The sequence below is a fragment of the Caballeronia sp. GAWG2-1 genome, assembly GCF_023631405.1.
Taxonomy (GTDB): Bacteria; Pseudomonadota; Gammaproteobacteria; order Burkholderiales; family Burkholderiaceae; genus Caballeronia.
Window position 1 is genome coordinate 110307 of record NZ_JALQDD010000011.1, and the last position, 24046, is coordinate 134352.

17 protein-coding genes and 1 pseudogene are annotated in these 24046 nt (G+C 64.2%); 11 read left to right on the forward strand and 7 right to left on the reverse strand.

The annotated features are described in order from the left end of the window. The first annotated feature begins 3 nt into the window (after positions 1-3). From NCR98_RS07855 to NCR98_RS07870, 4 genes and pseudogenes are all read left to right on the forward strand, one after another. Positions 4-6036: an alpha-2-macroglobulin family protein gene (locus NCR98_RS07855; protein ID WP_250525908.1), complete on the forward strand. Its 6033-nt coding sequence runs from the start codon at positions 4-6 to the stop codon at positions 6034-6036. Positions 6037-6040: 4 nt separating this feature from the next. Beyond that, on the forward strand, positions 6041-8263 hold the full coding sequence (gene pbpC, locus NCR98_RS07860; protein ID WP_250525909.1) for a penicillin-binding protein 1C: 2223 nt from the start codon (positions 6041-6043) through the stop codon (positions 8261-8263). A 228-nt stretch (positions 8264-8491) separates the two neighbouring features. After that, entirely contained in the window at positions 8492-9100 is a 609-nt protein-coding gene (locus tag NCR98_RS07865) for a ComEA family DNA-binding protein (protein WP_250525910.1), read from the forward strand. Between the two features lie 136 nt (positions 9101-9236). Continuing rightward, positions 9237-9722: pseudogene (locus NCR98_RS07870) on the forward strand (YidB family protein); the annotation flags it as partial. A 180-nt stretch (positions 9723-9902) separates the two neighbouring features. On the opposite strand, the gene clpB reads toward NCR98_RS07870, so the two are convergent. Both clpB and NCR98_RS07880 read right to left on the reverse strand, forming a co-directional pair. Then, complete coding sequence (gene clpB, locus NCR98_RS07875; RefSeq protein ID WP_250492287.1) at positions 9903-12500, reverse strand: ATP-dependent chaperone ClpB; 2598 nt, start codon at positions 12498-12500, stop codon at positions 9903-9905. A gap of 188 nt (positions 12501-12688) precedes the next feature. Beyond that, positions 12689-13174: an Rrf2 family transcriptional regulator gene (locus NCR98_RS07880; RefSeq protein WP_250492286.1), complete on the reverse strand. Its 486-nt coding sequence runs from the start codon at positions 13172-13174 to the stop codon at positions 12689-12691. A 312-nt stretch (positions 13175-13486) separates the two neighbouring features. Here NCR98_RS07880 and NCR98_RS07885 point away from each other — a divergent pair, with 312 nt between their 5' ends. After that, entirely contained in the window at positions 13487-14029 is a 543-nt protein-coding gene (locus tag NCR98_RS07885; RefSeq protein WP_250525911.1) for a group III truncated hemoglobin, read from the forward strand. A gap of 179 nt (positions 14030-14208) precedes the next feature. Here NCR98_RS07885 and moaE read toward each other — a convergent pair whose 3' ends face one another. From moaE to NCR98_RS07900, 3 genes are read right to left on the reverse strand one after another with little or no spacing between them, the layout of a single operon-like run. Further along, complete coding sequence (moaE, locus tag NCR98_RS07890; RefSeq protein WP_250525912.1) at positions 14209-14673, reverse strand: molybdopterin synthase catalytic subunit MoaE; 465 nt, start codon at positions 14671-14673, stop codon at positions 14209-14211. A 1-nt stretch (position 14674) separates the two neighbouring features. Then, positions 14675-14932, reverse strand: coding sequence for a molybdopterin converting factor subunit 1 (gene moaD / locus NCR98_RS07895; RefSeq protein WP_244825364.1), 258 nt, complete (start codon positions 14930-14932; stop codon positions 14675-14677). Positions 14933-14943: 11 nt separating this feature from the next. After that, positions 14944-16182: a molybdopterin molybdotransferase MoeA gene (locus tag NCR98_RS07900; protein ID WP_350029503.1), complete on the reverse strand. Its 1239-nt coding sequence runs from the start codon at positions 16180-16182 to the stop codon at positions 14944-14946. A gap of 427 nt (positions 16183-16609) precedes the next feature. Here NCR98_RS07900 and NCR98_RS07905 point away from each other — a divergent pair, with 427 nt between their 5' ends. The 6 genes from NCR98_RS07905 (at position 16610) to NCR98_RS07930 (ending at position 21774) form a co-directional block, all read left to right on the forward strand. Further along, positions 16610-17155 carry an NUDIX hydrolase gene (locus NCR98_RS07905; protein WP_244825366.1) on the forward strand — a complete coding sequence of 182 codons (546 nt, stop codon included), beginning with the start codon at positions 16610-16612 and terminating at the stop codon, positions 17153-17155. A 27-nt stretch (positions 17156-17182) separates the two neighbouring features. Beyond that, entirely contained in the window at positions 17183-17914 is a 732-nt protein-coding gene (gene aat, locus NCR98_RS07910) for a leucyl/phenylalanyl-tRNA--protein transferase (RefSeq protein WP_244825367.1), read from the forward strand. 105 nt (positions 17915-18019) lie between these two features. After that, positions 18020-18838 (forward strand): arginyltransferase, encoded by an 819-nt coding sequence (locus NCR98_RS07915; protein ID WP_250492468.1) that lies wholly within the window; start codon positions 18020-18022, stop codon positions 18836-18838. 188 nt (positions 18839-19026) lie between these two features. Then, entirely contained in the window at positions 19027-20049 is a 1023-nt protein-coding gene (locus NCR98_RS07920) for a quinone-dependent dihydroorotate dehydrogenase (protein ID WP_250525914.1), read from the forward strand. 111 nt (positions 20050-20160) lie between these two features. Next, positions 20161-20952 (forward strand): transporter substrate-binding domain-containing protein, encoded by a 792-nt coding sequence (locus NCR98_RS07925; protein WP_250465002.1) that lies wholly within the window; start codon positions 20161-20163, stop codon positions 20950-20952. A 162-nt stretch (positions 20953-21114) separates the two neighbouring features. Continuing rightward, positions 21115-21774: an amino acid ABC transporter permease gene (locus NCR98_RS07930; RefSeq protein ID WP_244825371.1), complete on the forward strand. Its 660-nt coding sequence runs from the start codon at positions 21115-21117 to the stop codon at positions 21772-21774. Positions 21775-21793: 19 nt separating this feature from the next. Here the strand turns inward: NCR98_RS07930 and NCR98_RS07935 are convergent, their stop codons facing one another. After that, positions 21794-22807, reverse strand: a complete 1014-nt coding sequence (locus NCR98_RS07935) for a Gfo/Idh/MocA family protein (protein ID WP_250525915.1) — start codon at positions 22805-22807, stop codon at positions 21794-21796. A 112-nt stretch (positions 22808-22919) separates the two neighbouring features. Next, positions 22920-23678 carry a FadR/GntR family transcriptional regulator gene (locus tag NCR98_RS07940; RefSeq protein ID WP_250525916.1) on the reverse strand — a complete coding sequence of 253 codons (759 nt, stop codon included), beginning with the start codon at positions 23676-23678 and terminating at the stop codon, positions 22920-22922. Between the last annotated feature and the right edge of the window lie 368 nt (positions 23679-24046).

Here is a 24046-nt window from a genome sequence, read left to right on the forward strand (position 1 = left end):
CGGATGAGCCGCGTCATGAAAAAACAAAAATGGATTCTGGCCGCAACCACCCTCATCGCCGCTTTCGGCATGAGCGTCGCGATGTATCGGGCCGATGCCGCGCGCGTCGTGACCGTGTCGCCACAAGGCAAGGTCGCGCAAGTGCGTCAGGTCGTCGTGAAGTTCGACGAAGCCATGATCGCGTTCGGCAGTCCGAGCGCCGCCGCGCCCGGCAAGCTCGCCTGTAGCGGCGCGCCCGCCGCGGCCACGGCTGGCGGCGCGCGCTGGATCGACGAAAAAACCTGGGCCTACGATTTCAACGCGGACTTGCCGCCAGGAGTGCGCTGCGGCATCGACCTCAACAGCGGCCTGCAATCGAGCGCGGGCAACGCGCTGTCCGGTCCCAGCCACTTCGCGTTTCAGACAGGCGGGCCATTCGTTACACGCGTCGAGCCGAGTTACGGCGATATCGAGGAAGACCAGACCTTCGTGCTGCGGTTGAACGGCCCGGCCACGCAAGCGTCGGTGCTCGATCACGTCTGGTGCGAATCGAGCGCACTCGGCAACCGCATTCCCGTACGGACGGCCGACGACGCCACGCGCGGCGCGCTTCTCAAACACTTCGGACTCGCTAAGGAAAGCGACCGCGTGCTCACGCTCGCATGCGGGCAAACGTTGCCGTCCGGCTCGAAAATGCAACTTGTCTATGGCGCGGGCGTCACCGGGCCGAGCGGCATGCCCAACGATGTCGAGAAGCGCTTCGACTACAAGGTGCGCGATCCATTTTCCGCGAGCTTCACATGCGAACGGGAGAACGCGAACGCGCCCTGCACGCCGCTGCGCCCGCTCAGGCTCATGTTCACCGCGCCGATCAGCCGCGCCGACGCCCAGAAGTTCGCGTTGCGTGGTCCCAAAGGCACGGTCGCGCCGCACTTCGATGAAGACAGCAAGGACGCGGAAGTCGAAGCAGTAGAATTCGCCGCGCCGCTGCCGGAGCGCACCGATCTCACCATCGAGGCGCCCGCCAATCTCAAGGACGTGAGCGGCCGCACGCTCGCCAACGCCGACTTCTTCCCGCTCAAAACCGCGACCGCGCCCATGCCGCCGCTCGCGAAGTTCTCCTCGGGCACGTTCGGCATCATCGAGCGCTTTGCAGAGCCGGACATGCCCGCCATGTTGCCGGTCACGCTGCGCCATGTGGAAGCCGACCTGCACGTGCAAGGGCTCGACTCGGGCACCTCGCAGATCACCAAGCTCAGACTCGACGCCGATACCGACATCCGCCAATGGATGCGCAACGTCGATTTGTTCGACGGCATCGGCATGTCGCGCTCGTCGATCGAAGCGCGCATGCCCTCGCTTTTGAAGAACGGTATCGCGCCCGTCATCGTGCCGGAATCGGACGGCACCGTGAGCCGCGATCCGACCATCGACATTCGCTCGCTTTCGCTCTTGAGAAAGCGCGCGGGCGTCGAAACGCTCACGCTGCCCGCCGCCGATCCCAAGGCGCTGCGTCCCTTCGAAGTCGTCGGCATTCCGCTCGCGAAGCCGGGCTTCTATGTCGTCGAACTGGCGTCGCCGGCGCTCGGCGCGTCGTTGATGGGTCGGAACAAGTCGATGTTCGTGCGCACGTCGGTGCTCGTCACGAACCTCGGCGTGCACTTCAAGCAAGGGCGCGAGAACAGTCTCGTCTGGGTGACGACGCTCGACAAGGGCAAGCCCGTCGCCAATGCGGATGTACGCGTGACCGACTGCAACGGCGATCGAGTCGCCACCGGCAAGACCGATGCGCAAGGCCTCGCGACCATCAACAAACCGCTCGCGGCCATCCGCGAATGCAACGAGAACAGCTTGTCGTACGGCGGCTTCTTCGTCTCGGCGCGCGTTACCGATCCGGTCACCGGACCCGACATGGCCTTCGTGACCTCGGACTGGAATCGCGGCATCGAATCGTGGCGCTTCAACGTGCCGACCGACATGAGCACGAGCCGCACGCTACGCGCGCACACCATTTTCGATCGCACCTTGCTGCGCGCAGGCGAAACCGTGTCGATGAAGCACCTGATGCGCGTCGAAACGCTCAAGGGTTTCGGCTTCCCGCCGAAGTATCCGACGCGCGTGACGATTCGTCATATCGGCAGCGGACAGACGTGGCACATGCCGCTCGCGTGGAGCGCCGATCACAGCGCCGACTCGAGCTTCGCCATTCCCGCCGCGGCCAAACTCGGCGAATACAGCGTGACGCTCGATAACGGCGCGGCCAGCGACACCAACGACGCGAGCGACGACGGCGGCGAAGGCAGCAATGTCACGCAGTCGTACGAGACAGGCAGCTTCCGCGTCGAGGAATTCCGTCTGCCGGTGTTCAAGGGCACGGTCTCGGCGGGCGACAGCAAATCGGCCGGTCTTATCGCCGCGCAAGAAGCGCCGGTCGATGTCCACCTCGAATATGTGCAAGGCGGCCCGGCATCGAACCAGCGGGTGCAAGTGTCGGCGCTCGTGCGCGACACGTCGCCGCCCTTCGCTTCAGACTACGATGCATTCAGCTTCTCGCCGTATCGCAAACCCGTGGACGATGGCGCGAGCGCGCCCGCCGAGGACGAGGACAGCGAGCAGCAAACGGAGACCACGACGAAACTCGTCGCCGACAAGCTGCGCGTCACGCTCGATCGCAATGGCGACGGCAAGCTGATCGTGAAGCCGTTGCCCGCCGTCGATTCGCCCAAGCGTCTCGCGCTCGAAGCGAGCTTCGCCGACCCGAACGGCGAGATCCAGACCATCAGCGGCAGCGCCACGCTCTGGCCCGCCGCGGTCGCCGTGGGCGTGAAGGCCGCGCATTGGGCGTCGGTCGGCGGTTCGGTGCCGGTGCAAGCGCTTGCGCTCGATTTGCAGGGCAAGCCGCGCGCGGGCGTATCGGTCGAGATCAAGGGCATGGCGCGCGTGATGTCGAGTTCGCGCAAGCGCATGGTCGGCGGCTTCTACGCCTACGACAACCATTCCGAAACGAACGACCTGGGCACGCTTTGCAGCGGCAAGAGCGACGATCACGGCATCGTCTCGTGCGATGCCAAGCTCAAGACCGCCGGCAATATCGATCTGATCGCCGTCGCGAAAGACGGCGATGGCCGCACGGCCAACGCGAGCACGTCGGTCTGGGTCACGCGCGAAGACGAACTCTGGTTCGGCGGCGAGAACACGGACCGTATCGACGTGCTTCCGGAAAAGAACAGCTACGAGCCCGGCGAGACCGCGCGCTTCCAGGTGCGCATGCCCTTCCGCTCGGCCACTGCGCTCGTCGCGGTGGAGCGTGAAGGCATCATCGAAACCCATGTGGTCGACCTGAACGGCAAGGACCCGACCGTCGAACTGAAGGTCGAGCAAGCGTGGGGGCCGAACGTCTACGTGTCGGTGCTCGCGTTGCGCGGACGTATCCATGAAGTGCCGTGGTATTCGTTTTTCACGTGGGGCTGGAAAGCGCCGGTCGAATGGGCGCACGCGTTCTGGTATGAAGGCCGTCAGTATCAGGCGCCGACGCCGCTCGTCGATCTCTCGAAGCCCGCGTTTCGTTACGGGCTGGCATCGATCAAGGTGGGCACGGCATCGCACAAACTGGCGGTGAGCGTCACGCCGGACGCGAAGTCGTACACGGTGCGCGCCAAGGCGCATGTGAAGGTCAAGGTCGCGTTGCCTGACGGCAAGCCCGCGCCCGCAGGCACGCAGATCGCGGTCGCGGCCGTCGATGAAGCCCTGCTCGAACTCATGCCCAACCAAAGCTGGAACGTGCTCGACGCGATGCTGCAGCAGCGCGCCTACGGCGTGGAAACATCGACCGCGCAGATGGAGATCATCGGGCGGCGGCACTTCGGACGCAAGGCGGTGCCAGCGGGCGGCGGCGGCGGACATAGCGCCACGCGCGAACTCTTCGATACTCTCCTGCTGTGGAATCCGCGCGTCACGCTCGATGCAAACGGAGAAGCATCCGTCGATGTGCCCTTGAACGACGCGCTCACGCGCTTTCGTATCGTCGCCATCGCGGCGGTGGGCGCGGGACGCTTCGGCACAGGCAGCGCATCGATTCAAAGCACGCAGGACTTGCAACTCACCTCCGGGTTGCCGCCGCTCGTTCGTGTGGGCGACGCATTCCATGCGCAGTTCACGCTGCGCAACACGACGCGGCGCACCATGCGCGTCGTCGTCACGCCGCACGCCGGTTCGCTCGCGCTCGATGCACGCACGGTGGAACTCGCGCCGGAATCGTCGCGGGAAGTTGCTTGGGACGTGACCACGCCCGACGTGCTCGGCATGAACGCATCGGCGAGTCTCGCCTGGGACGTGAGCGCGGTGGAGCAAGGCAGCGCTTCGGCCACGAAGCCCGCGAGCGATGCCGTCAAGCTGCAGCAGCGCGTCGTCGCGGCCATTCCGGTCACGACGCAGCAAGCGACCATCGCGCAGGTGGACGGCACGTTCAGCGTGCCCGTCGCGCCGCCCGCCGATGCCAGCACGTCGAGCAACGGCGCCGTGCGCGGCGGTATCGCGGTGTCCTTGCAGCCGAAGCTCGCGGACGGCTTGCCCGGCGTGCGACGCTGGTTCGAACGCTATCCGTATAACTGCCTCGAACAGCAGACTTCGCGCGCGCTCGGCCTCATGGACGCAGCGCAATGGCAAGCCGTGCTCACGCGCATGCCGTCGTATCTGGATCGCGACGGTCTCGCGAACTACTTCCCGCCCTACGACGACGAACGTCCGACCGGCAGCCCGACGCTCAGCGCGTACTTGCTCGCGGTATCGGACGAAGCGTCGAAGCTCGACCGCCGTTTTGCGATGCCCGCGGAATTGCGCGATCAGCTCGCCGCCGGTCTTGCGAATTTCGTCGACGGCAAGCTCGAACGCAAGTTCTGGGCGCCGCGCAACGACCTCGACTTCGAAAAGCTCGCCGCCATCGAAGCGCTTTCGCGCTACGGTCTCGCCCAGCCGCGCATGCTCGGTTCGATCACCGTCGCGCCGGATCAATGGCCGACCTCGGCCGTGCTCGACTACTACGCGATACTTTCGCGCGTGGACGGTATAGCCGATCGTGAAGCGAAGCGCGCGCAGGCCGAGCAGATCATCCGTGCGCGGCTCACGTATCAGGGCACGCGTCTCACGTTCTCGACCGAACGCGACGACGATCTCTGGTGGCTCATGACTGGCAGCGAAACCAACGCCGCGCGCACCGCACTCATCTTCGCAAACGCGCCCGCGTGGAAGGACGAGATGCCGCGCCTCGTGGCCGGCCTCCTCGCGCTGCAGAAAAACGGCGCATGGCAGACTACGACCGCCAATCTTTGGGGCTCGCTCGCGGTGGGACGCTTCTCGCAAATTTTCGAAAGCACGCCGGTCACGGGACGCACGAACATTGCGCTGGGCGCGGCGACGCAGAGCGTGGACTGGAGCGCTGCCGCGCCTGCATCGGCGGCGTTGTCGTCGGCGACCCCGATCACTAAGAGTGTCAACACGCGCAGCAGCTTGCTGCCGTGGTCAACCGGCTCGCTCACGTTGACGCAAGACGGCACGGGCAAACCTTGGGCGACCATCGAAAGCCTTGCGGCCGTCGCGTTGAAGGCGCCGTTCGCGGCGGGCTATCGCATCGTGAAGACGGTGACGCCGGTCGATCCCGCCGTGAAGGGCGTGCTCTCGCGCGGCGACATCGTGCGCGTGCATCTCGACATCGACGCGCAAAGCGACATGACCTGGGTCGTCGTCAACGATCCGATTCCCGCTGGCGCGACCATTCTCGGCTCCGGTCTCGGACGCGACTCGGAAGCGGCGACTTCCGGCGAGCAGCCGGATCGCGGTTCGTGGCCGGCCTTCGTGGAACGCGGTTTCGAAGGGTATCGCGCGTATTACGACTATCTGCCGAAGGGCAAGCTGCAAGTCGAATACACGATGCGGCTGAATAACGCCGGTTCGTTCGGCCTGCCGCCGACGCGTGTAGAAGCGCTCTACGCGCCGTCATCGTTCGGCGCATTGCCAAACGCGACGGTCGTCGTGAAGCCGCTCGCCGCCAGCGCGAAGTGACGCCGTGAAGCGCGCCCTGTGCTTTCTGATCGGCTGCGTCGTGGCAACGGCGGCGTGCGCGGCGCCGAGCTTCGACGAGGTGCGCGCGAACTGGCGCAGTTCCGACTGGGTGCTGTTGTCGCGCGATGGCGAACCGCTGCAACGCACGCGTGTCGATACGCACGCGCGGCGCGGCGACTGGGTTGCGCTTGCGGATGTCTCGCCCGCGTTGCGTGAGGCCATCGTGGTTTCGGAAGACAAGCGCTTCTACGACCACGCGGGCGTCGACTGGCGCGGCGCGGCGGCGGCGGCATGGGCGAATCTTTGGAACACCCGCACGCGTGGCGCATCGACGGTGACGATGCAGCTCACCGGACTCATCGACGACGATAACGGCAAGCCGAACGGCCGCCGCAATATCGGCGAAAAGGCGCAGCAGACAGTAGGCGCGCTATGGCTCGAACGGAGCTGGCGCAAGGACCAGATTCTCGAGGCGTATCTGAATCTCGTGCCGTTTCGCGGTGAGATCGTGGGTTTATCGGCGTTGTCGCAGACGCTTTTCAACAAGGCGCCGTCCGGGCTCGATGAACGCGAGGCCGCGCTCGCCGCCGCGCTCGTGCGCGCGCCGAATGCGCGTTATGACAAGGTCGCGTCGCGCGCCTGCGTCATCTTGCGCGACATGCAGGCTTTGCATACGAGCGACAAGACGCACGCGAACGACCCGTGCGTCAACCTGGACAGCTATGTGCAACTGACGCTCACACGCACCGCGTCGGCGCCGGGCTTCGCACAAGGCGACGACGCGCTCGCGCCGCATTTCGCGCGGCGCGTTGCAAGCGAAACGCACCCCAAGGCGGGCGATCGCGTGCGCTCGACGCTCGATGCGCATGTGCAGCGCTTCGCGCGCGACACGCTCGCGCGCACGCTTGCCGAACTCAACGCGCGGGCTCATCCGCGCAATGTGCACGACGCGGCGGCGGTGGTGATCGACAACGCATCCGGCGATGTGCTCGCGTGGGTCGGTTCGGCGGGCGGCTTGTCGAACGCGCCCGAAGTCGATGCGGTGCTCGCCGCGCGGCAGGCCGGCTCGACGCTCAAGCCGTTTCTGTATGCGCAGGCCATCGACGAAAAACGCCTGACCGCGGCCACGCTGCTCGACGACGCGCCGCTCGATCTTGCCACCGGCGGCGGCCTCTATATTCCACAAAACTACGATCACGACTTCAAGGGCTGGGTGAGCGTGCGTACGGCGCTCGGGTCGTCGCTCAACGTACCGGCAGTGCGCGCGCTCGTGCTCGTCACGCCGCATCGCTTTGCAAAGACGCTGGTCGCGCTCGGTCTGCCGCTTACGCAAGCGGGCGATTATTACGGCTTCAGCCTCGCGCTCGGCAGCGCGGACGTCACGCTGGCCACGCTTACCAATGCATATCGCGCGCTGGCCAACGGCGGTGTCGCGCGGCCGTCGTTCGATCTCGCGGGCCACGCTGCCGCGCCTGCGGGAAAGCGCGTGTTCAGCCCGGAGGCGAGTTTCATCGTCACGGACATGCTCGCCGACAACAACGCGCGCACGCGCACCTTCGGTTTCGACAGCGTGCTCGCCACGCGCACTTTCAGCGCGGTCAAGACCGGCACCAGCAAGGACATGCGCGATAACTGGGCCGTCGGTTTCACTTCGCGATACACCGTCGGCGTGTGGGTCGGCAATGCCGATGGCGCGCCTATGTGGGACGTCTCCGGCGTCACCGGCGCGGCGCCCGCGTGGAATGCGCTCGTCGGCTATCTGCATCGGCGAGCCGCCAGCCACGCGCCGACTGCGCCGTCGGGCGTGATCGAAACGCAGATCGCGTATCAGAACGATATCGAACCGAAGCGCGGGGAATGGTTCGTGCGCGGCACGCAGATGAGCGCTATCGGCATCACGGCGAACGCGGCGGGCTCAAGCGGAGCGAGCGGCAAAGGGGACAGCCAGGCGGCGCGCATCGGAGCGCCGACCAATGGCACCATCTTCGCGCTCGATCCCGACATTCCGCCCGCGCGCCAGCGCGTGTGGTTCGAACGCTCGGGCAATGGCGCGCTCGCGTGGCGCCTCGACGGCAAGCCGTTCGGCCGCGATGCGCGCGTCGCCTGGCTGCCATGGCCGGGACATCACGTCCTCGAACTCGTCGATGCGCGCGGCAACGCGGTCGATTCAATCGCCTTCGAAGTGCGCGGCGCGTTTCTCAAGACTGCTCAAAGGCCGTCGCGGTGAGGCCGAAGCATGCCTTGCAGCATGCAAAATATTGATGCGTCATCCAATCTGCATTGCGCGACGTTAAAGATTGTGCGCTCGTGTGGTGCGTGCGGCGGGGTCGTGCACAATGCGAGCCGTCATCGTTCGGGACTTGTTTTTGCCCTATGCTTAACGGCAAAGTCGTTATTCTGTCGTAAGCCCGGACGCATCGATTCATCATTCTTTTCCATTGCCTGGAGTGCCGTCATGCTGAAAAAGCTGCTGATGCTGTGCTTTGCGTTGATGCTGTCCGTCGGAACCGCGTTTGCCGCGGTCGATGTCAATACGGCCGATCAAGCCGCGCTCGATTCCGTGAAGGGCTTGGGTCCGGTGAAGTCGAAAGCGATCGTCGACGAGCGCGCGAAGAACGGCCCGTTCAAGGACGCCGACGATCTCGCGACGCGCGTGAAGGGTCTTGGAACGAAGTCCGTGGCCAAGCTCGAGGAGAACGGCCTGACCATCGGCGGATCGTCGCAGCCGCCCACGGGCAAGACCACGAAGCCCGCCGTGAGCAGCACGCAAGGCGCCGCGCCGTCCAACTCGACGGTCAAATCGTCGACAGCGGCCACGGCGGCGACCTCGCCCGCGGCCACCACCGCGCAAACGCCGGCCGCCACGCCGCAAGCGCCGGCTACCGCCGCACCTGCTTCGGCTACGAAAAAGAGTTCGCGCAAGTCCAAGGCCGCAAGCGCGGCGGCGGCTGCAAGCGCGGCGCCGGCAGCGACGACGGCACCCGCCGCGGCAAGCGATGCGAAGCCTTCGAAGCGCAAGAGCAAGAAAGACAAGGCCGCGAGCGCCGCGGCTGCCAGTCAATAAAAGTTAGAAAAGATCGAGGCGAGCAGGCGACGGCCAACCGCATCATGCCGTCGCCCTTCAACCTCAAGTACTTCGTCTCAAAGCTCGCGTTTCGCTCTTTTCGCACGATGCAAGCGCGTCACGCGAGCCACCCCACCCCGCAACTTCTCGTAGTGAGACTGCCATGAGCCTAATCGATATCCTCGCCTCCACCCTCGGCAACTCGTCGCAACAAGGCGGCCAACCCGGTCAATCCGGCCAGGCTGCGCTGATCACGGCGGCGCTCGAATTCGTCAACAACCAGCCGGGCGGTATCGCGGGGCTGATCCAGCGCTTTCATCAGGCGGGCGCGGGCGACATCGTGTCGTCATGGATCGGCACGGGCGAAAACAAGCCCATCAGCCCGGACACGCTGAACAACGCGCTCGGCTCGGACAACGTCGGTGCGCTCGCGCAGAAAGCCGGCGTGTCGAGCGATCAGTTGTCGGGCATGCTCGCGGCGGTGCTTCCGCATATCGTCGACCGCGCGACGCCGAACGGCGAAGTGCCCGCCAATGGCCAGATGGATCTGTCGAGTGTGCTCGGATCGCTAGGCGGCCTGGCGGGTCTCTTCGGCAAGAACGAAGCGCCGAAACAAGGCTGAGTCTGATTCATCGCGTTTGTTTTGGACCCCGCGGGCGGTTCGCCCTGCGGGGTTTTTTGTTTTGCGGGCCGCGGCGTTGGCGTCATCGATCGTTTCCGCTGCCGCCAAACAAAAAGGGCGATGGATCACCCATCGCCCTTTAGAAATCGCCGCCGAAGAACAAGCAGCGATCAACCGCCTTTAGTGCACTACGCGGTCGAACACGAACTTCCCGTCCTTGATATCGACCGGAATGACGTCCTTGGGTCCGAACCTGCCAGCCAGAATCAGCTTGGCGACCGGATTCTCGATCTCCTGCTGAATCGCGCGCTTCAACGGCCGCGCGCCGAACACTGGGTCATAGCCGACCTTGCCGATCTGTTCGAGCGCCGCATCCGACACGTCGAACTGCATGTCGAGCTTGGCCAGGCGGTCGTGCAGACGCTGCAACTGAATCTTCGCGATCGATTCGATATTCGCGCGATCCAGCGAGTGGAACACCACCACGTCGTCGATCCGGTTCAGGAATTCCGGCCGGAAATGCAGCTTCACCTCTTCCCAGACGGCGTCCTTCACCGCTTCGTGCGGTTCGCCGACCATGCTCTGGATGACATGCGAACCGAGGTTCGACGTCATCACGATCACCGTGTTCTTGAAGTCGACGGTGCGGCCTTGTCCATCGGTCATGCGGCCATCGTCGAGCACTTGCAGGAGCACGTTGAAGACGTCCGGATGCGCCTTCTCGATTTCATCGAGCAGGATCACGCTGTACGGCTTTCTACGCACGGCTTCGGTGAGATAACCGCCTTCTTCATAGCCGACGTATCCCGGCGGCGCACCGATCAGACGCGCGACGCTGTGCTTCTCCATGAACTCGCTCATGTCGATACGAATGAGATGATCCTCCGAATCGAACAGGAACGCGGCCAGCGCCTTGCACAGTTCCGTCTTGCCGACGCCCGTCGGCCCCAGGAACAAGAAAGAGCCGTACGGACGGTTCGGATCGGACAGACCCGCGCGCGAACGGCGGATCGCGTCGGCCACCGCGCCGATGGCTTCGTCCTGACCGACCACACGCTCGTGCAGCTTGCCCTCGATCTGCAACAGCTTCTCGCGCTCGCCCTGCATCATGCGCGACACCGGAATGCCCGTGGAACGCGACACCACTTCCGCGATTTCCTCGGCGCCCACTTGCGTGCGCAAAAGACGCGGCCGCGTCGGATTGTTCTGCTCCTGCGACTCGGCCTGCGTCACTTGCTTGAGACGCGCTTCGAGTTCGGGCAGCTTGCCGTATTGCAGTTCGGCCACTTTCTCGAGCTTGCCTTCGCGCTGCAAACGCGCGATGTCCGCACGCGCCTTTTCGATCTCTTCCTTGAGCTGCGCGCTGCCCTGCACGGCGGCCTTTTCGGCGGTCCAGATTTCTTCGAGATCCGAATATTCGCGATTGAGCCGGTCGATTTCTTCCTCGATGAGTTGCAGACGCTTCTGCGATGCCTCGTCCTTCTCCTTCTTCACGGCCTCGCGTTCGATCTTCAACTGGATGAGACGGCGGTCGAGCTTGTCCATCTCTTCGGGCTTCGAATCGATTTCCATCTTGATGCGCGACGCCGCTTCGTCGATCAGATCGATCGCCTTGTCCGGCAGAAAGCGGTCCGTGATATAGCGATGCGACAACTCCGCCGCCGCGACGATAGCCGGGTCCGTGATCTCCACGCCGTGATGCAACTCGTACTTTTCCTGCAAGCCGCGCAGGATCGCGATGGTCGCTTCCACCGAAGGTTCGTCGACCAGCACTTTCTGGAAACGCCGCTCGAGCGCCGCGTCCTTCTCGATGTATTTGCGATATTCGTCGAGCGTGGTCGCGCCGATGCAATGCAATTCGCCGCGCGAAAGCGCCGGCTTCAGCATGTTGCCCGCGTCCATTGCGCCTTCGGCCTTGCCCGCGCCGACCATCGTATGAATTTCGTCGATGAAGACGATGGTCATGCCTTCGTCCTTGGCGATATCGCTCAGCACGGCCTTCAGGCGCTCCTCGAACTCGCCGCGGTACTTCGCGCCCGCGAGCAGCGCCGCCATGTCGAGCGACAGCACGCGCTTGCCCTTGAGCGTTTCGGGCACCTCGCCGTTGACGATACGCTGCGCCAGTCCTTCGACGATAGCCGTCTTGCCGACGCCCGGTTCGCCGATCAGCACCGGATTATTCTTGGTGCGGCGTTGCAGAATCTGGATCGAGCGGCGAATTTCGTCATCGCGGCCGATCACCGGATCGAGCTTGCCTGCGCGGGCGCGCTCGGTCAGGTCGACGGTGTACTTCTTGAGCGCCTCGCGCTGACTTTCGGCGTCCTGGCTATCGACCTGCGCGCCGCCGCGAACCGCGTTGATCGCGGCTTCGAGCGCCTTGCGCGTAAGACCATGCTGGCGGGCTACGCGGCCCACTTCGCCTTTGTCGTCCGCGACCGCGAGCAGATACATTTCGCTCGCGATGTAGGTGTCGTTGAGTTTCTGTGCTTCTTTATCGGCGTTGTTGAGCAGGCCCGCGAGATCGCGGCTGACCTGCACGTTGCCGTCCGTGCCCTGCACTTGCGGCAAACGATTCATCGCGTCGTTGAGCGCGTTTTGCAGTGCCTGGACCTGCACGCCCGCGTGCGACATGAGCGAGCGCGCGGAACCGTCCTGCTGCGCGATCAGCGCGGCAAGCAAGTGAACCGGCTCGATGTACTGGTTGTCGTGACCGACCGCCAGACTTTGCGCGTCTGACAGCGCTTCCTGAAATTTGGTGGTGAGTTTGTCGATTCTCATTATTGAAAGCTCCAATTCGAATACGACCAAAATGAGGCGCTTTTGGTCGGTTTCAAGCCTTGTTTAGCCGTTTGCGCGCACTTTTTCGCTTGATTTCGAGAAAGCCCGCGCGAGCGTCGGCGCATGAGAATGACCTGTCCGTCCGGTTTTCGTTCACCGTCCGGCCGCGTGCAGGACTTAACCGCGCGTCAGGCAGACGAGCTTTGCATGCGCTCGACCGATACCGGAATCACGCTCACGATGCCGAGCAATTGCGAGAGCTCATCCGCCGGACGCGCGAGTTCGCCGACCGTATGCTTGTCGAGTTCCGCAAGGAAGGCATCGCGCGCCGTCGCGAAGACGCCGCGCAACAAGCAGGCCGACTGAATCACGCATTGCCGGTGTGCCTTGTCGCGCGAAAAACAACCGACGATGTCGAAGTCGCTTTCCATTGTTCGCACGATCTCGCCGATCGTCAGATAAGGCGTGCGCTCGCCAAGCCGCAGTCCGCCATGACGCCCTCGCACCGTTTCCACCCAGCCGAGTTCGCCCAATTGCTGGACTATTTTCATCAGATGATTTCGCGAGATGCCATACGCCTCGGATATCTCGCCGATGGTCGAAAGGCGGGACGGGCGCACGGCAAGGTAAAGCAGGACGCGCAGGGTGTAGTCGGTGTAGTCGGTCAGTCGCATGATGTCACGATGATTTTGTGCGCGGAACACGCGCATCGAGAACAACGGAGCCAGAGGCACGCGGGCAAACGAAGAGCAGACGGCGAAAGCGGCGCGACGCGGGATGCGCGGAAAAACACCGCGCGTGCGCCAGCGACAATGACCTCAACGCGCACATAAGGTCTAACATCCTGATGCGGCCCGCCACGAAAAATTGAACGACCGGTCGGATTATCGCTGTTCAAGACGCGACATTTTGCGACAAAACAGCGCCTATCGTCAGCATAATGTGCTGACGCTTGCGTGTAAGCATCCGCATAACATTTATTTGCCATGACCCTTCACGAATCATCTGCCCGCCCGGCTCGCTTTGCGGAACCGGACGAAGCCAACATCCGCACGCTCGTGGAGACGTTTTATCGCCGTGTCGATGACGATCCCCTGCTCGGCCCGATCTTTTCGCGCGAACTGACGGGCCGCTGGGACGAGCATCTCGCCAAAATGACGACCTTCTGGTCGAGCCTCGTGTTGGGAACGAAGCAGTATCGCGGGAATGTGCAAGAGGCGCATCGGCCGCTCGAAGGTATCGCGCCCGAGCATTTCGCACGCTGGCTTACGCTCTTTCTCGACACCGTGGACGCGCGTTACGAGCCGGCCGCCGCCGTGCAGTTCATGGAACCAGCACTGCGGATCGCGCACAGTTTGCAATTGAGCAAGTTCGGCTGGGATTACAAGATTCCCGACGCGCAGCAGGAACTTCTCGCGGCGCTCAAACGGCAGCGCACCGGCGGCCGGGAAGAGCCGCGTTTCGCAAAGCGGCCATCGGCGGAAGCGTTTCCAGCGAGATTCGTGGGACGTTCGGCGGATACGAAGTGACGCTCGCGGCGTTCTTCCTCGCCGATCACGCTTGTCTTGCCGCCCAAGGTTTTTGGCTTTTACCCGTTTGCGAGCGCTCTTAGCGCGATTTCGCGTGCCGCTTTTGTCTCGCCAGTCACGCGGTAAGCGGTTTGACTTATCCGCGGATCGTCGCCTTTTCCTATGACCATCGCCGCGCTTTAGCTTTTCGGCTTTTGCCAGCGAGCCAGCGCCGTATCATCCGATTCGCGCGCATCGACCCAGCGCTCGCCCGCGTCGGTTTTTTCCTTCTTCCAGAACGGCGCCTGCGTTTTCAAGTAGTCCATGACGAAGCCGCACGACTCGAACGCCTCGCCGCGATGCATCGCCGTGGTTGCGACCAGCACGATCTGATCGAGCGGCTTCAGTTTTCCCACGCGATGCACGATCAGCACGTCCGACCCAGGCCAGCGCGCACGCGCCGACTCGGCAATCTCGTGCAGCGATTTCTCCGTCATGCCGGGATAGTGCTCGAGCTCCATCGTCTCGACCGCGCTGCCTTCGTTCAAGTCGCGCACCGTGCCGACGAAGCACGCCACCGCGCCCACTTTCGGATTGCCCGCTCGCAGCGCGGCGACTTCCGCGCCGAGATCGAAATCCGCCTCCTGTACGCGCACGATCGTCATGTCAACCGCCCGTGACCGGCGGGAAAAACGCCACTTCGCAGCCATCCGTGATGCGCTGCGACGGGTCCGTCATGACGTGATTGCAGGCCATGCGCAACGCACGGCCTTCGGCGAGCGTTTCGGCCCACGCGCCGCCGCGCATGCGCAGCCAGGCGCGTACATCGCCGACATTCACGACGGTGTCCGGCACGCTGACCGTCTCGTTCGCGACACCCAGCGCTTCGCGCACGCTGGCAAAAAATCTCAGTTCGATATGCATTTGATGGCCTTCTACCGCATCAACTCTGAAAAGGGAATGAAGCGCACCGTCTCCCCCGCGCGGATGGCGTGATCCGGCGGATTGTCGATAAGCCCGTCGCCCCACACGGTCGAAGTCAGCACGGCGCTGCTTTGATTGGGAAAGAGATCGAGGCCGCCCGCGTCGTTCACGCGCGCGCGCAGGAACTCGTTGCGGCGGTCGCCCTTCTTCTGGCTGAAGTCGGCACGCATCGAGTAGACGCGCGGCGCGACGTCGCTCGCGCCTGCCAGCCGCAGCAGGAACGGCCGCACGAACAGCAAGAAGGTGCAAAAGCTCGACACCGGATTTCCCGGCAGGCCGATGAAATATGCTTCGCCGAGTGCGGCATCTGAACGTCGCACGTTGCCGAACGCGAGCGGCTTGCCGGGCTTCATCGCGATCTGCCACATGGCGATGCGTCCTTCGGCTTCCACCGCCGGTTTCACGTGATCTTCCTCGCCGACCGATACCCCGCCGCACGTCAGAATCAGATCGTGTTCCCCGGCCGCGTGGCGCAGGGTTTCGCGCGTTGCGTCGAGACGATCCGGCACGATCCCGAGGTCGGTCACGTCGCAACCGAGTTTCGCAAGCAGCGAGCGCAGCACGAAGCGATTCGAGTTGTAGATGGCGCCGGGCGCGAGCGGCTCGCCGGGCATGCGCAGTTCGTCACCGGTGAAGAAGATGGCGACGCGCACGCGCCGCACGACATCGAGCGCGCCGCAACCGACCGATGCCGCGAGACCCAAAGCTTGCGGCGTGAGGCGCGTGCCCGCAGGCAGGATCACCGAACCGCCGCGGATGTCCGCGCCTTGTTGGGTGATCCATTCGCCGGCTGCGGGCGCGTGCGCGAACGCGACGCTGCCGTCGTCCGCCGCACGCGCCATTTCCTGCATGACGACGGTATCGGCGCCCGGAGGCACCGTCGCGCCGGTGAAGATGCGCGCGGCCGTGCCTGCCGTGAGCGGCGTGGCGGCGTGGCCAGCCGGAATGCGTTGCGACACCGGCAGCGCGCGCGGCGCGGCCTCGCTCGCGCCGGCGAGATCGGCGGCGCGGACGGCGTATCCGTCCATCGAGCTGGTGTGCATTGGCGGAACGTCTAGCGGCGACGTGACATCGGCGGCGAGAACGCGGCCGAGCGACGCCGCGGCATCGAGCGTATCGATGCGCTCGGTGCCATCGACCCGATGCGCGGCGTCGAGGAGAAGGCCGAGCGCTTGCGCGGTCGCGAGCATCGGGGGACGAGGAGAAGTGGACATGGAGTTCGTACGGAGCGATGCGCCCGTCAATCGTGAATGGGGAGTAGCTGGCAACGTCAGTCAACCATTGTAGCGAGATGGGCGGTGAGGCGAAGCGCTCTGGCGTTTGCGGTCGTTCGCGTCGTTCGCGGTCGTTCGCGTCGTTCGTGTCGTTCGTGTCGTTCGTGTCGTTCGTGTCGTTCGTGTCGTTCGCGTCGTTCGCGTCGTTCGCTTCGTTCGCTTCGTTCGCTTCGTTCGCTTCGTTCGCTTCGTTCGCTTCGTTCGCTTCGTTCGCTTCGTTCGCGTCGCCTGCGCGCGCTCCGCCCGACCAACCGATCGCGCCCCCGCTTTCCGCCTCACCCGCCCTTCATGACGACCCCCAAGCCGGTGATACACTCGCACCACACTTCCCACGTCCATTTCCATGAAATTCTGTTCCGTCTGCGGCCACGAGGTCGCCCTTTCGGTCCCGCCTGGCGACAACCGCGAGCGCTTCGTTTGCGGCAGTTGCGGCACCGTTCACTACCAGAATCCGCGCAACGTCGTCGGCACGGTGCCGGTGTGGGACGACAAGGTGCTCTTGTGCCGCCGAGCAATCGAGCCGCGCTACGGCTACTGGACCTTGCCGGCAGGCTTCATGGAAATGGACGAGACCACGAGCGAAGGCGCATCGCGCGAAACGCTCGAGGAAGCAGGCGCGCGCGTCGAGATTCAAAGTCTTTTCACGCTGCTCAACGTGCCGCACGTGCATCAGGTGCATCTGTTCTATCTCGCGCGTCTGCTCGATATCGAAATCGACGCCGGCGAGGAAAGTCTCGAAGTGCGTCTTTTCGAGGAAAGCGAGATTCCGTGGGACGAAATCGCCTTTCCGACCGTCGGCCAGACGCTGCGTTTCTTCTTCGCCGACCGCGCCGCGGGCAACTTCACGCTGCACACGGGCGACATCTTCCGCACGCTGCGCGAAGGCTGAGCGCCTCGCGCATCGACTGCTTCGACCATGGTTCCCTGGCTCGCCGACGACGATCCGTTCCCGCCCGTCGAGCGCGCGCTCGGCGCATCGAGCGGCGCGCCGGGTTTGCTCGCCGCGAGCGCGGAGCTCTTGCCCGCGCGTCTCGTCGATGCCTACCGGCGCGGCATCTTTCCGTGGTATTCGGACGGTCAGCCCGTGCTGTGGTGGAGTCCCGATCCGCGCATGGTGCTGATTCCGGACGAGTTCAAAGTCTCCGATTCGCTGCGCAAGACGCTCAAACGCGTGTCGCGCGAGCCGCTCTGGGAAGTGCGCGTGGACGACGACTTCGCCGCCGTGATGCACGCGTGCGCCGACACGCCGCGCGACGGTCAGCGCGGCACGTGGATCACTTCCGAAATCGTTGAGGCGTACTCGACGCTGCATCGCGCGGGCAAGGCGCACAGCGTCGAAACGTGGTTCGACGGGCGGCGCGTGGGCGGGCTTTATGGCGTGTCGTTCGGCAAGATGTTCTTCGGCGAATCGATGTTCGCGCACAAGACCGATGCCTCGAAAATCGCCCTCGCCGCGCTCGTCGCGCACTTGCGCCGCCATAAAATTGGGATGATAGACTGTCAGCAGAATACGGCGCATCTGGCGTCGCTGGGCGGCCGCGAGATCGGCCGCCGCGCGTTTGTCACGCATCTGCGTCACGCGGTCGAAGATGCGCCGATTCCCTGGCGTTTCGATAAATCGGTTCTCGCGGAACTGATCGAGCGCTAGACGACGACGCAAGGACACCGGAACGGAACCAGGCACCGGACAGGCATCAACCAGGCAACCAGAAACCAGCAACGACGAGACGCCCGCGAGACGAGAGCCGCCAACGTGACACATCCGAACGAGCTGCCGCTGTCACCGCTTTCCGCGCTGCAATTCTATGCAACAGCGCCCTATCCTTGCAGTTATCTGGAAGGACGCGTGGCACGCTCGCAAGTCGCGACGCCCAGCCATCTCATCAATTCCGACGTCTACACCGAACTCGTCAAAGCCGGCTTCCGGCGTTCCGGCGTGTTCACGTATCGCCCGTATTGCGACGGTTGCCGTGCCTGCGTGCCGGTGCGCGTGCCGGTGGCGCGCTTCGCCCCGAACCGCACGCAACGGCGCGTCTGGAAGCAGCACGGCAATCTCGTCGCGAGCGTCGCGCCGCTGCATTACGACGAAGAGCACTACGCGCTTTATATGCGCTATCAATCGGCGCGGCACGCGGGTGGCGGCATGGATCGCGACAGCCGCGACCAGTACGAACAGTTTTTGCTGCAAAGCAGGATCAACTCGAGGCTCGTCGAATTCCGCGAGCCGGGCCACGCGGACACGCCCGGCGCATTGCGCATGATCAGCATGATCGACATTCTCGGCGACGGGCTTTCGTCCGTGTACACGTTCTTCGAGCCGGGCCTGCCGCACACGAGCTTCGGCACGTTCAACATCCTCTGGCAGATCGAGCAGGCGAAGAGCCTCGACTTGCCGCACGTGTATCTCGGCTACTGGATTCGCGAAAGCGAAAAGATGGCGTACAAGGCCAACTTCCGGCCGCTGGAAGGGCTGATCGATGGCCGCTGGTCACCGCTCGATCCCGCAACGACGCTTTCCGCCGGGACCTTGCCGATGCCGGGCCGCATCCACAACGTGAGTCAGCCGAAGTAGCAAGCGCCTCGCGCGCGGCAACCTTGCGCTTGACGCTCGGAAAGCCCCATCGGCAGGAAACAACCGCTTCCCCGAATCGCCGCACCTCGCCGACAAAAACTCGCGCCGCAACCATCCACTCCGGCGCCCTCTGCAAAGCCGCTAAAATAGCGGGTCTCAAAAAACTCGCCGTCGCAGGCGTTCACTTCGTGTTCAGCTCCCTTTACCCGCTCGCGCGCTCGCATCTGTTCAAGATGGACGCGGAAGACGCTCATCACCTCACCCTGCGCATGCTGGGCGCGGCCGGCCGCACCGGACTCGCCGGCATGCTTGCCAAACGCGGCCCCGACTCGCCGCGCAACGTGATGGGCCTCGCGTTCCGCAATCCCGTCGGTCTCGCGGCGGGACTGGACAAGGACGGCGCGTGCATCGACGGACTGGCGGCGCTCGGCTTCGGCTTCATCGAAGTGGGCACGGTCACGCCGCGCGCGCAGCCGGGCAACCCGCGGCCGCGCATTTTCCGGCTGCCGGAAGCGGGCGCGCTGATCAACCGCATGGGCTTCAACAACGGCGGCGTCGAACAGTTCGTCGCCAACGTGCAGGCGGCGCGCTATCGCGGCGTCCTGGGGCTCAATATCGGCAAGAACGCCGATACCCCGATCGAACGCGCCGCCGATGACTATCTGTACTGCCTCGAACGCGTCTATCCGTTCGCGAGCTACGTGACGATCAATATCTCGTCGCCGAACACGAAGAATCTGCGGCAGCTACAGGGCGCGGGCGAACTGGATTCTCTGCTCGGCGCACTCAAGGACAAGCAGCAGCGTCTGTCCGATCTTCACGGCAAGCTCGTGCCGCTCGCGCTCAAGATCGCGCCCGATCTCGACGACGAGCAGATCAAGTCGATCGCCGGAACCGTCCTCACGCACGGTATCGACGGCGTGATCGCCACCAACACCACGCTCTCGCGCACCGCCGTCAGCGGCATGCGGCACGGCGAGGAAACCGGAGGCCTGTCGGGCCGCCCCGTCTTCGATGCGTCCAACGAGGTGATCCGCAAGCTGCGCGCCGAACTGGGCGCGGATGTGCCGATCATCGGCGTGGGCGGAATTTTCTCGGGCGAGGACGCGCGCGCGAAGCTCGCGGCGGGAGCATCGCTCGTGCAGATTTATACGGGGCTGATCTACAAGGGACCGGCGCTCGTGCGCGAGTGCGTCGAAGCCCTTGCGTAGGAATATGGAAATAAGCAAACGATCTTACGCATCGCTTGCCTTTTATCTATGATGCCGCACCTGCAAAGCACGGCTCGCCGTCGCGATGCCATTCAAGAGGAATAAAACACGATGAAACTGTCCACGCTCAAGAAAGTGCTCGTCGCCGGTCTGATCGGCGCGTCCCTGTCGGCTGCGGCGCATGCCGAAGACCTGCTCGATTCCGTCAAGCAACGCGGCACGCTGCGCGTCGGTCTGGAAGGCACCTTCCCCCCGTTCAACTCGAAGTCGCCGCAAGGCGAGCTGGTCGGTTACGACGTGGATATCGCCAAGGCGGTTGCCGCCAAGCTCGGCGTGAAGCCCGAGTTCGTGACGACGGAGTGGAGCGGCATCATCGCGGGCCTGCAGGCTGGCAAGTTCGACGTGATCGTGAATCAAGTCGGTATCACCGATGCGCGCAAGGCCACGCTCGACTTCTCGCCCGCCTACACGTACTCGAACGCGCAGCTGATCCAGCGCGCGGATGACAAGCGCGAATTCAAGTCGCTCGACGAACTGAAGGGCAAGAAGCTCGGCGTCGGTCTCGGCACGAACTACATGGACATGGCGAAGTCGGTGCCGGGTATCGATGTGAAGACGTATCCGGGCGCGCCCGAATATTTGCGCGATCTGGCAGCCGGCCGTCTGGACGCCGCGCTCAACGACCGTCTGATGCTCGCCTATCTGCTGAAGAACTCGCAACTACCGCTGCGCACGGGCGCGAATCTCGACAAGGGCAGCCCGTCCGGCATCCCGTTCAAGAAGGGCAACCCGAAGTTCGCCAAGGCGATCGACGACGCCATGACCCAGCTTGAACAGGACGGCACGTTCACGAAGATCTCGCAGAAGTGGTTCGGTATCGACGTGACCAAGCCCGCGAAGTAAGCCTTGTTCCCGCGCGCCGAAAGGCGTTGCGGACGTTTAGAGCGTAACGCGCGGCTCGAGGGCGGCATCGTCTGACGGTGTCGCCCTTGTCTTTTTCGCGCGCGGTTTATGATGTGCGCTTTGCGCGGCAACGTGCCCGCTCTCCTTCCTGCTTCCCCGTTCATGTCCACGACCTCCCTGCTCGTTCAATCGGCCCCGGTGCTGGCGCAAGGCGCGCTACTGACGATCAAGTTCGCGCTTTATTCGATGTTCTTCGGACTCATCGCGGGCGTCGTCCTGGCGTTGATGGGCATCAGCCGCAGCCGCGCGCTCGTCGCCATCGGCCGCTGCTATGTGAGCGTGATGCGCGGCACGCCGCTGCTCGTGCAGATCTTCGTGATTTACTACGGCCTGCCGAGCCTCGGCATCTCGCTCGACCCGACGCCCGCGGGCGTGATCGCGCTGTCGGCGAACGTGGCGGCGTATCTTTCGGAAAGCATGCGCGGCGCGATTCTCGGCATCCCCAACGGGCAATGGCTCGCGGCCTACAGTCTCGGTTTGTCGCGCGCCCAGACGCTGCGTTACGTGGTCGGGCCGCAAGCCTTGCGCATTGCGGTGCCGAGTCTGTCGAACAGTCTCATCAGCCTGATCAAGGATACGTCGCTCGTCTCGGTCATCACCGTGACGGAGTTGCTGCGCAGCGCGCAGGAAGTGATCGCGGCGACGTATCAGCCGTTGCCGCTTTATCTCGCGGCGGCGTTCGTCTATTGGGTGCTCTGCAGCGTGCTGGAATTCGTGCAGCGCAGGTTCGAAAGACGCCTCGCGCTGCCGGGCCGGCATTGAGCTGCATGGGCGGCGAACGCTAATCTGCCTCGAACGGGAAGCGCACGTTCAGATCGCGCCGGGCGGCATCGATGATGGCGATCATGCGCATCGACATGGCGTGCGGCATGATCGGGCTTTCGATGGCGCCCGCGCGCAGCAGCTCGCAGAAGTGCGCGGTCTCGTAGTTCAGGCCGCCGCCGCTGAAAGGCTCGTCGAGTTCGACGCGGCGTCCGTCCGTATAAACGATGCTTGCGCGCGCCGGGTTCCACCAGTTCTCGTGGATCGTCACCGTGCCTTGAGTGCCGCCGATGAGCGCATCGCCACGACCTTGCAGATCGAGCCCGCAGAATATCTGCGCGATGCCGCGCTCGTGGCGCACGTTGAGGCTCGCGAAGACATCCACGCCCGTTTCGCCCACGCGGCCGATCGTCTGCACGTCGAGCGCCTCGCCGAGCCAGTCGACCGCCAGAAACGCTTCGTAGACGCCGATATCGAGCAACGCGCCGCCGCCCGCTTCGAGTGAGAACGACGGATGATCGAGCGGCACGCCGGCTATCGAACAGCCCGCGCGCACGAGTCCGATCTCGCCGATGGGATCGCGCGCAAGATGCTCGCGCAAACGGCGATAAAGCGGATAGAACGGCGGCTTCATCGCTTCCATGAAAAGCAGCTTGGACGCGCGCGCGGCGTCGATCATGGTCTGCAAGGTGCGCGCGTTCACGGCGGCCGGTTTCTCGCAGAGCACGGGCTTGCCCGCCGCCAAGGCACGCAGCGCGTATTCGGGATGACTGTCCTGCATGGTTGCGACATAGACCGCGTCGATCTCGCCGAACATGGCGTCGAGGTCGTCGAAGGCGCGCGCGCCATGCGGTGCCGCCAGCGCGCGAGCGGGTTCGGCGCGTCGTGACCAGACGCCCGCGAGTGCCGCGCCATCGACATGCCCCAGGCTTTCGGCAAAGCGCCGTGCAATGCGTCCCGCACCCACGATGCCCCAGCGGATCGCGTTCGTCTTTCCCGTGTTCGTCGTCGTGTTCGTTTCGGTATTGCTCAAAGCCGGTCTCCCGCGAGATGTTCATCGTGGGAGGCATTGTGCCTCAAGGAACCGCGCGGCCAAATGCAAAAAGCCGGGACAGGTCCCGGCTTTTCACGCGATACGGACGCCGTTACGCGCCTGCCGGAGCATTCACGCTCGGCGGCTGCGCCGGATACTGCGGGCTCGAGCGCTCGAGCGAGAACCCGCGGCCCACATCTTCCGCCGCGAGGTCGACGAGTGCGCGCGTCGCGCGCTCGGCTGCATCGGTATCTTTCGATTCGATGGCTTCGACCACGAGCCGCTGCGCCGCAAGCGTCGCTTCACGCACCGACTCGATGCCGTCGACGATCGGATTCACCGTGACGAGCGCACCGCGCACGATCGCCGTCATCTGGCGAAAGAACTGATTGCCGCTCGCCGCCACGATACGCGTATGCAGCACTTCGTCGGCGGCCTGATATTCCGGCTCGCCAACCTGCAATTGCGAAAGCGCGTCGAAGGCATCGCGAATGCCGGCGATCTCGTCGGGCGTCGCGCGGGCTGCTGCCAGCGCGGCGGCACGGGGTTCGATCAGCATGCGGAATTCGATTACATCGCGCAGAAACGTCTGATCGGGCTTCGCGCGAAAACGCCAGCTCACGACATCTTCGTCGATCAGGCGCCAGTCGCTCATCGGCCGGATGCGCGTGCCGGTTTTCGGCCGCACGTCCAGCATATGCCGCGCGAGCAGCATGGAGAGCGCTTCACGCATGACGGTCCGACTTACGTCGAACTCCTTCGAGAGGATGTCCTGCGGCGGCAATATCGCCCCATATTTCTGCTCGACGATCCCTGAGACGAGTCCGTCCATGACCTTCGCCACCAGCGATCGCTCTTTGTTTTCATCCATCTCGCTTCTCCCCTTTGTCGCCTGTCCGTAGCCATGTGTGTTCGTCGTGAACACGCTGTTTGCTCAGAGGCGCCGAGGCACGGCGACAACCGACTGGTCCGGTCGTCGTGCCTGATACGTTGCGTCTTCGTTGCACCGAGAACCAGTTGGGAATTTCCTGACAGGGTATTCCCTCTGACGGGGTGCAATCGCCACGTCGCCGCCCTTCTTGCTGCATGCCCTGAGTGCTGCACTCGCGCCGCGCGCGCGCCGGCATTCGTCAGGGAAACTGAAGAATGGCGACGTCGCAGCGCGGCGCGAGCGTTTTTTTGCGGTCCGTCCGAAATGCGAACCGGTCATGCAAGCATTTGAGCAAGCATCTCGTATGC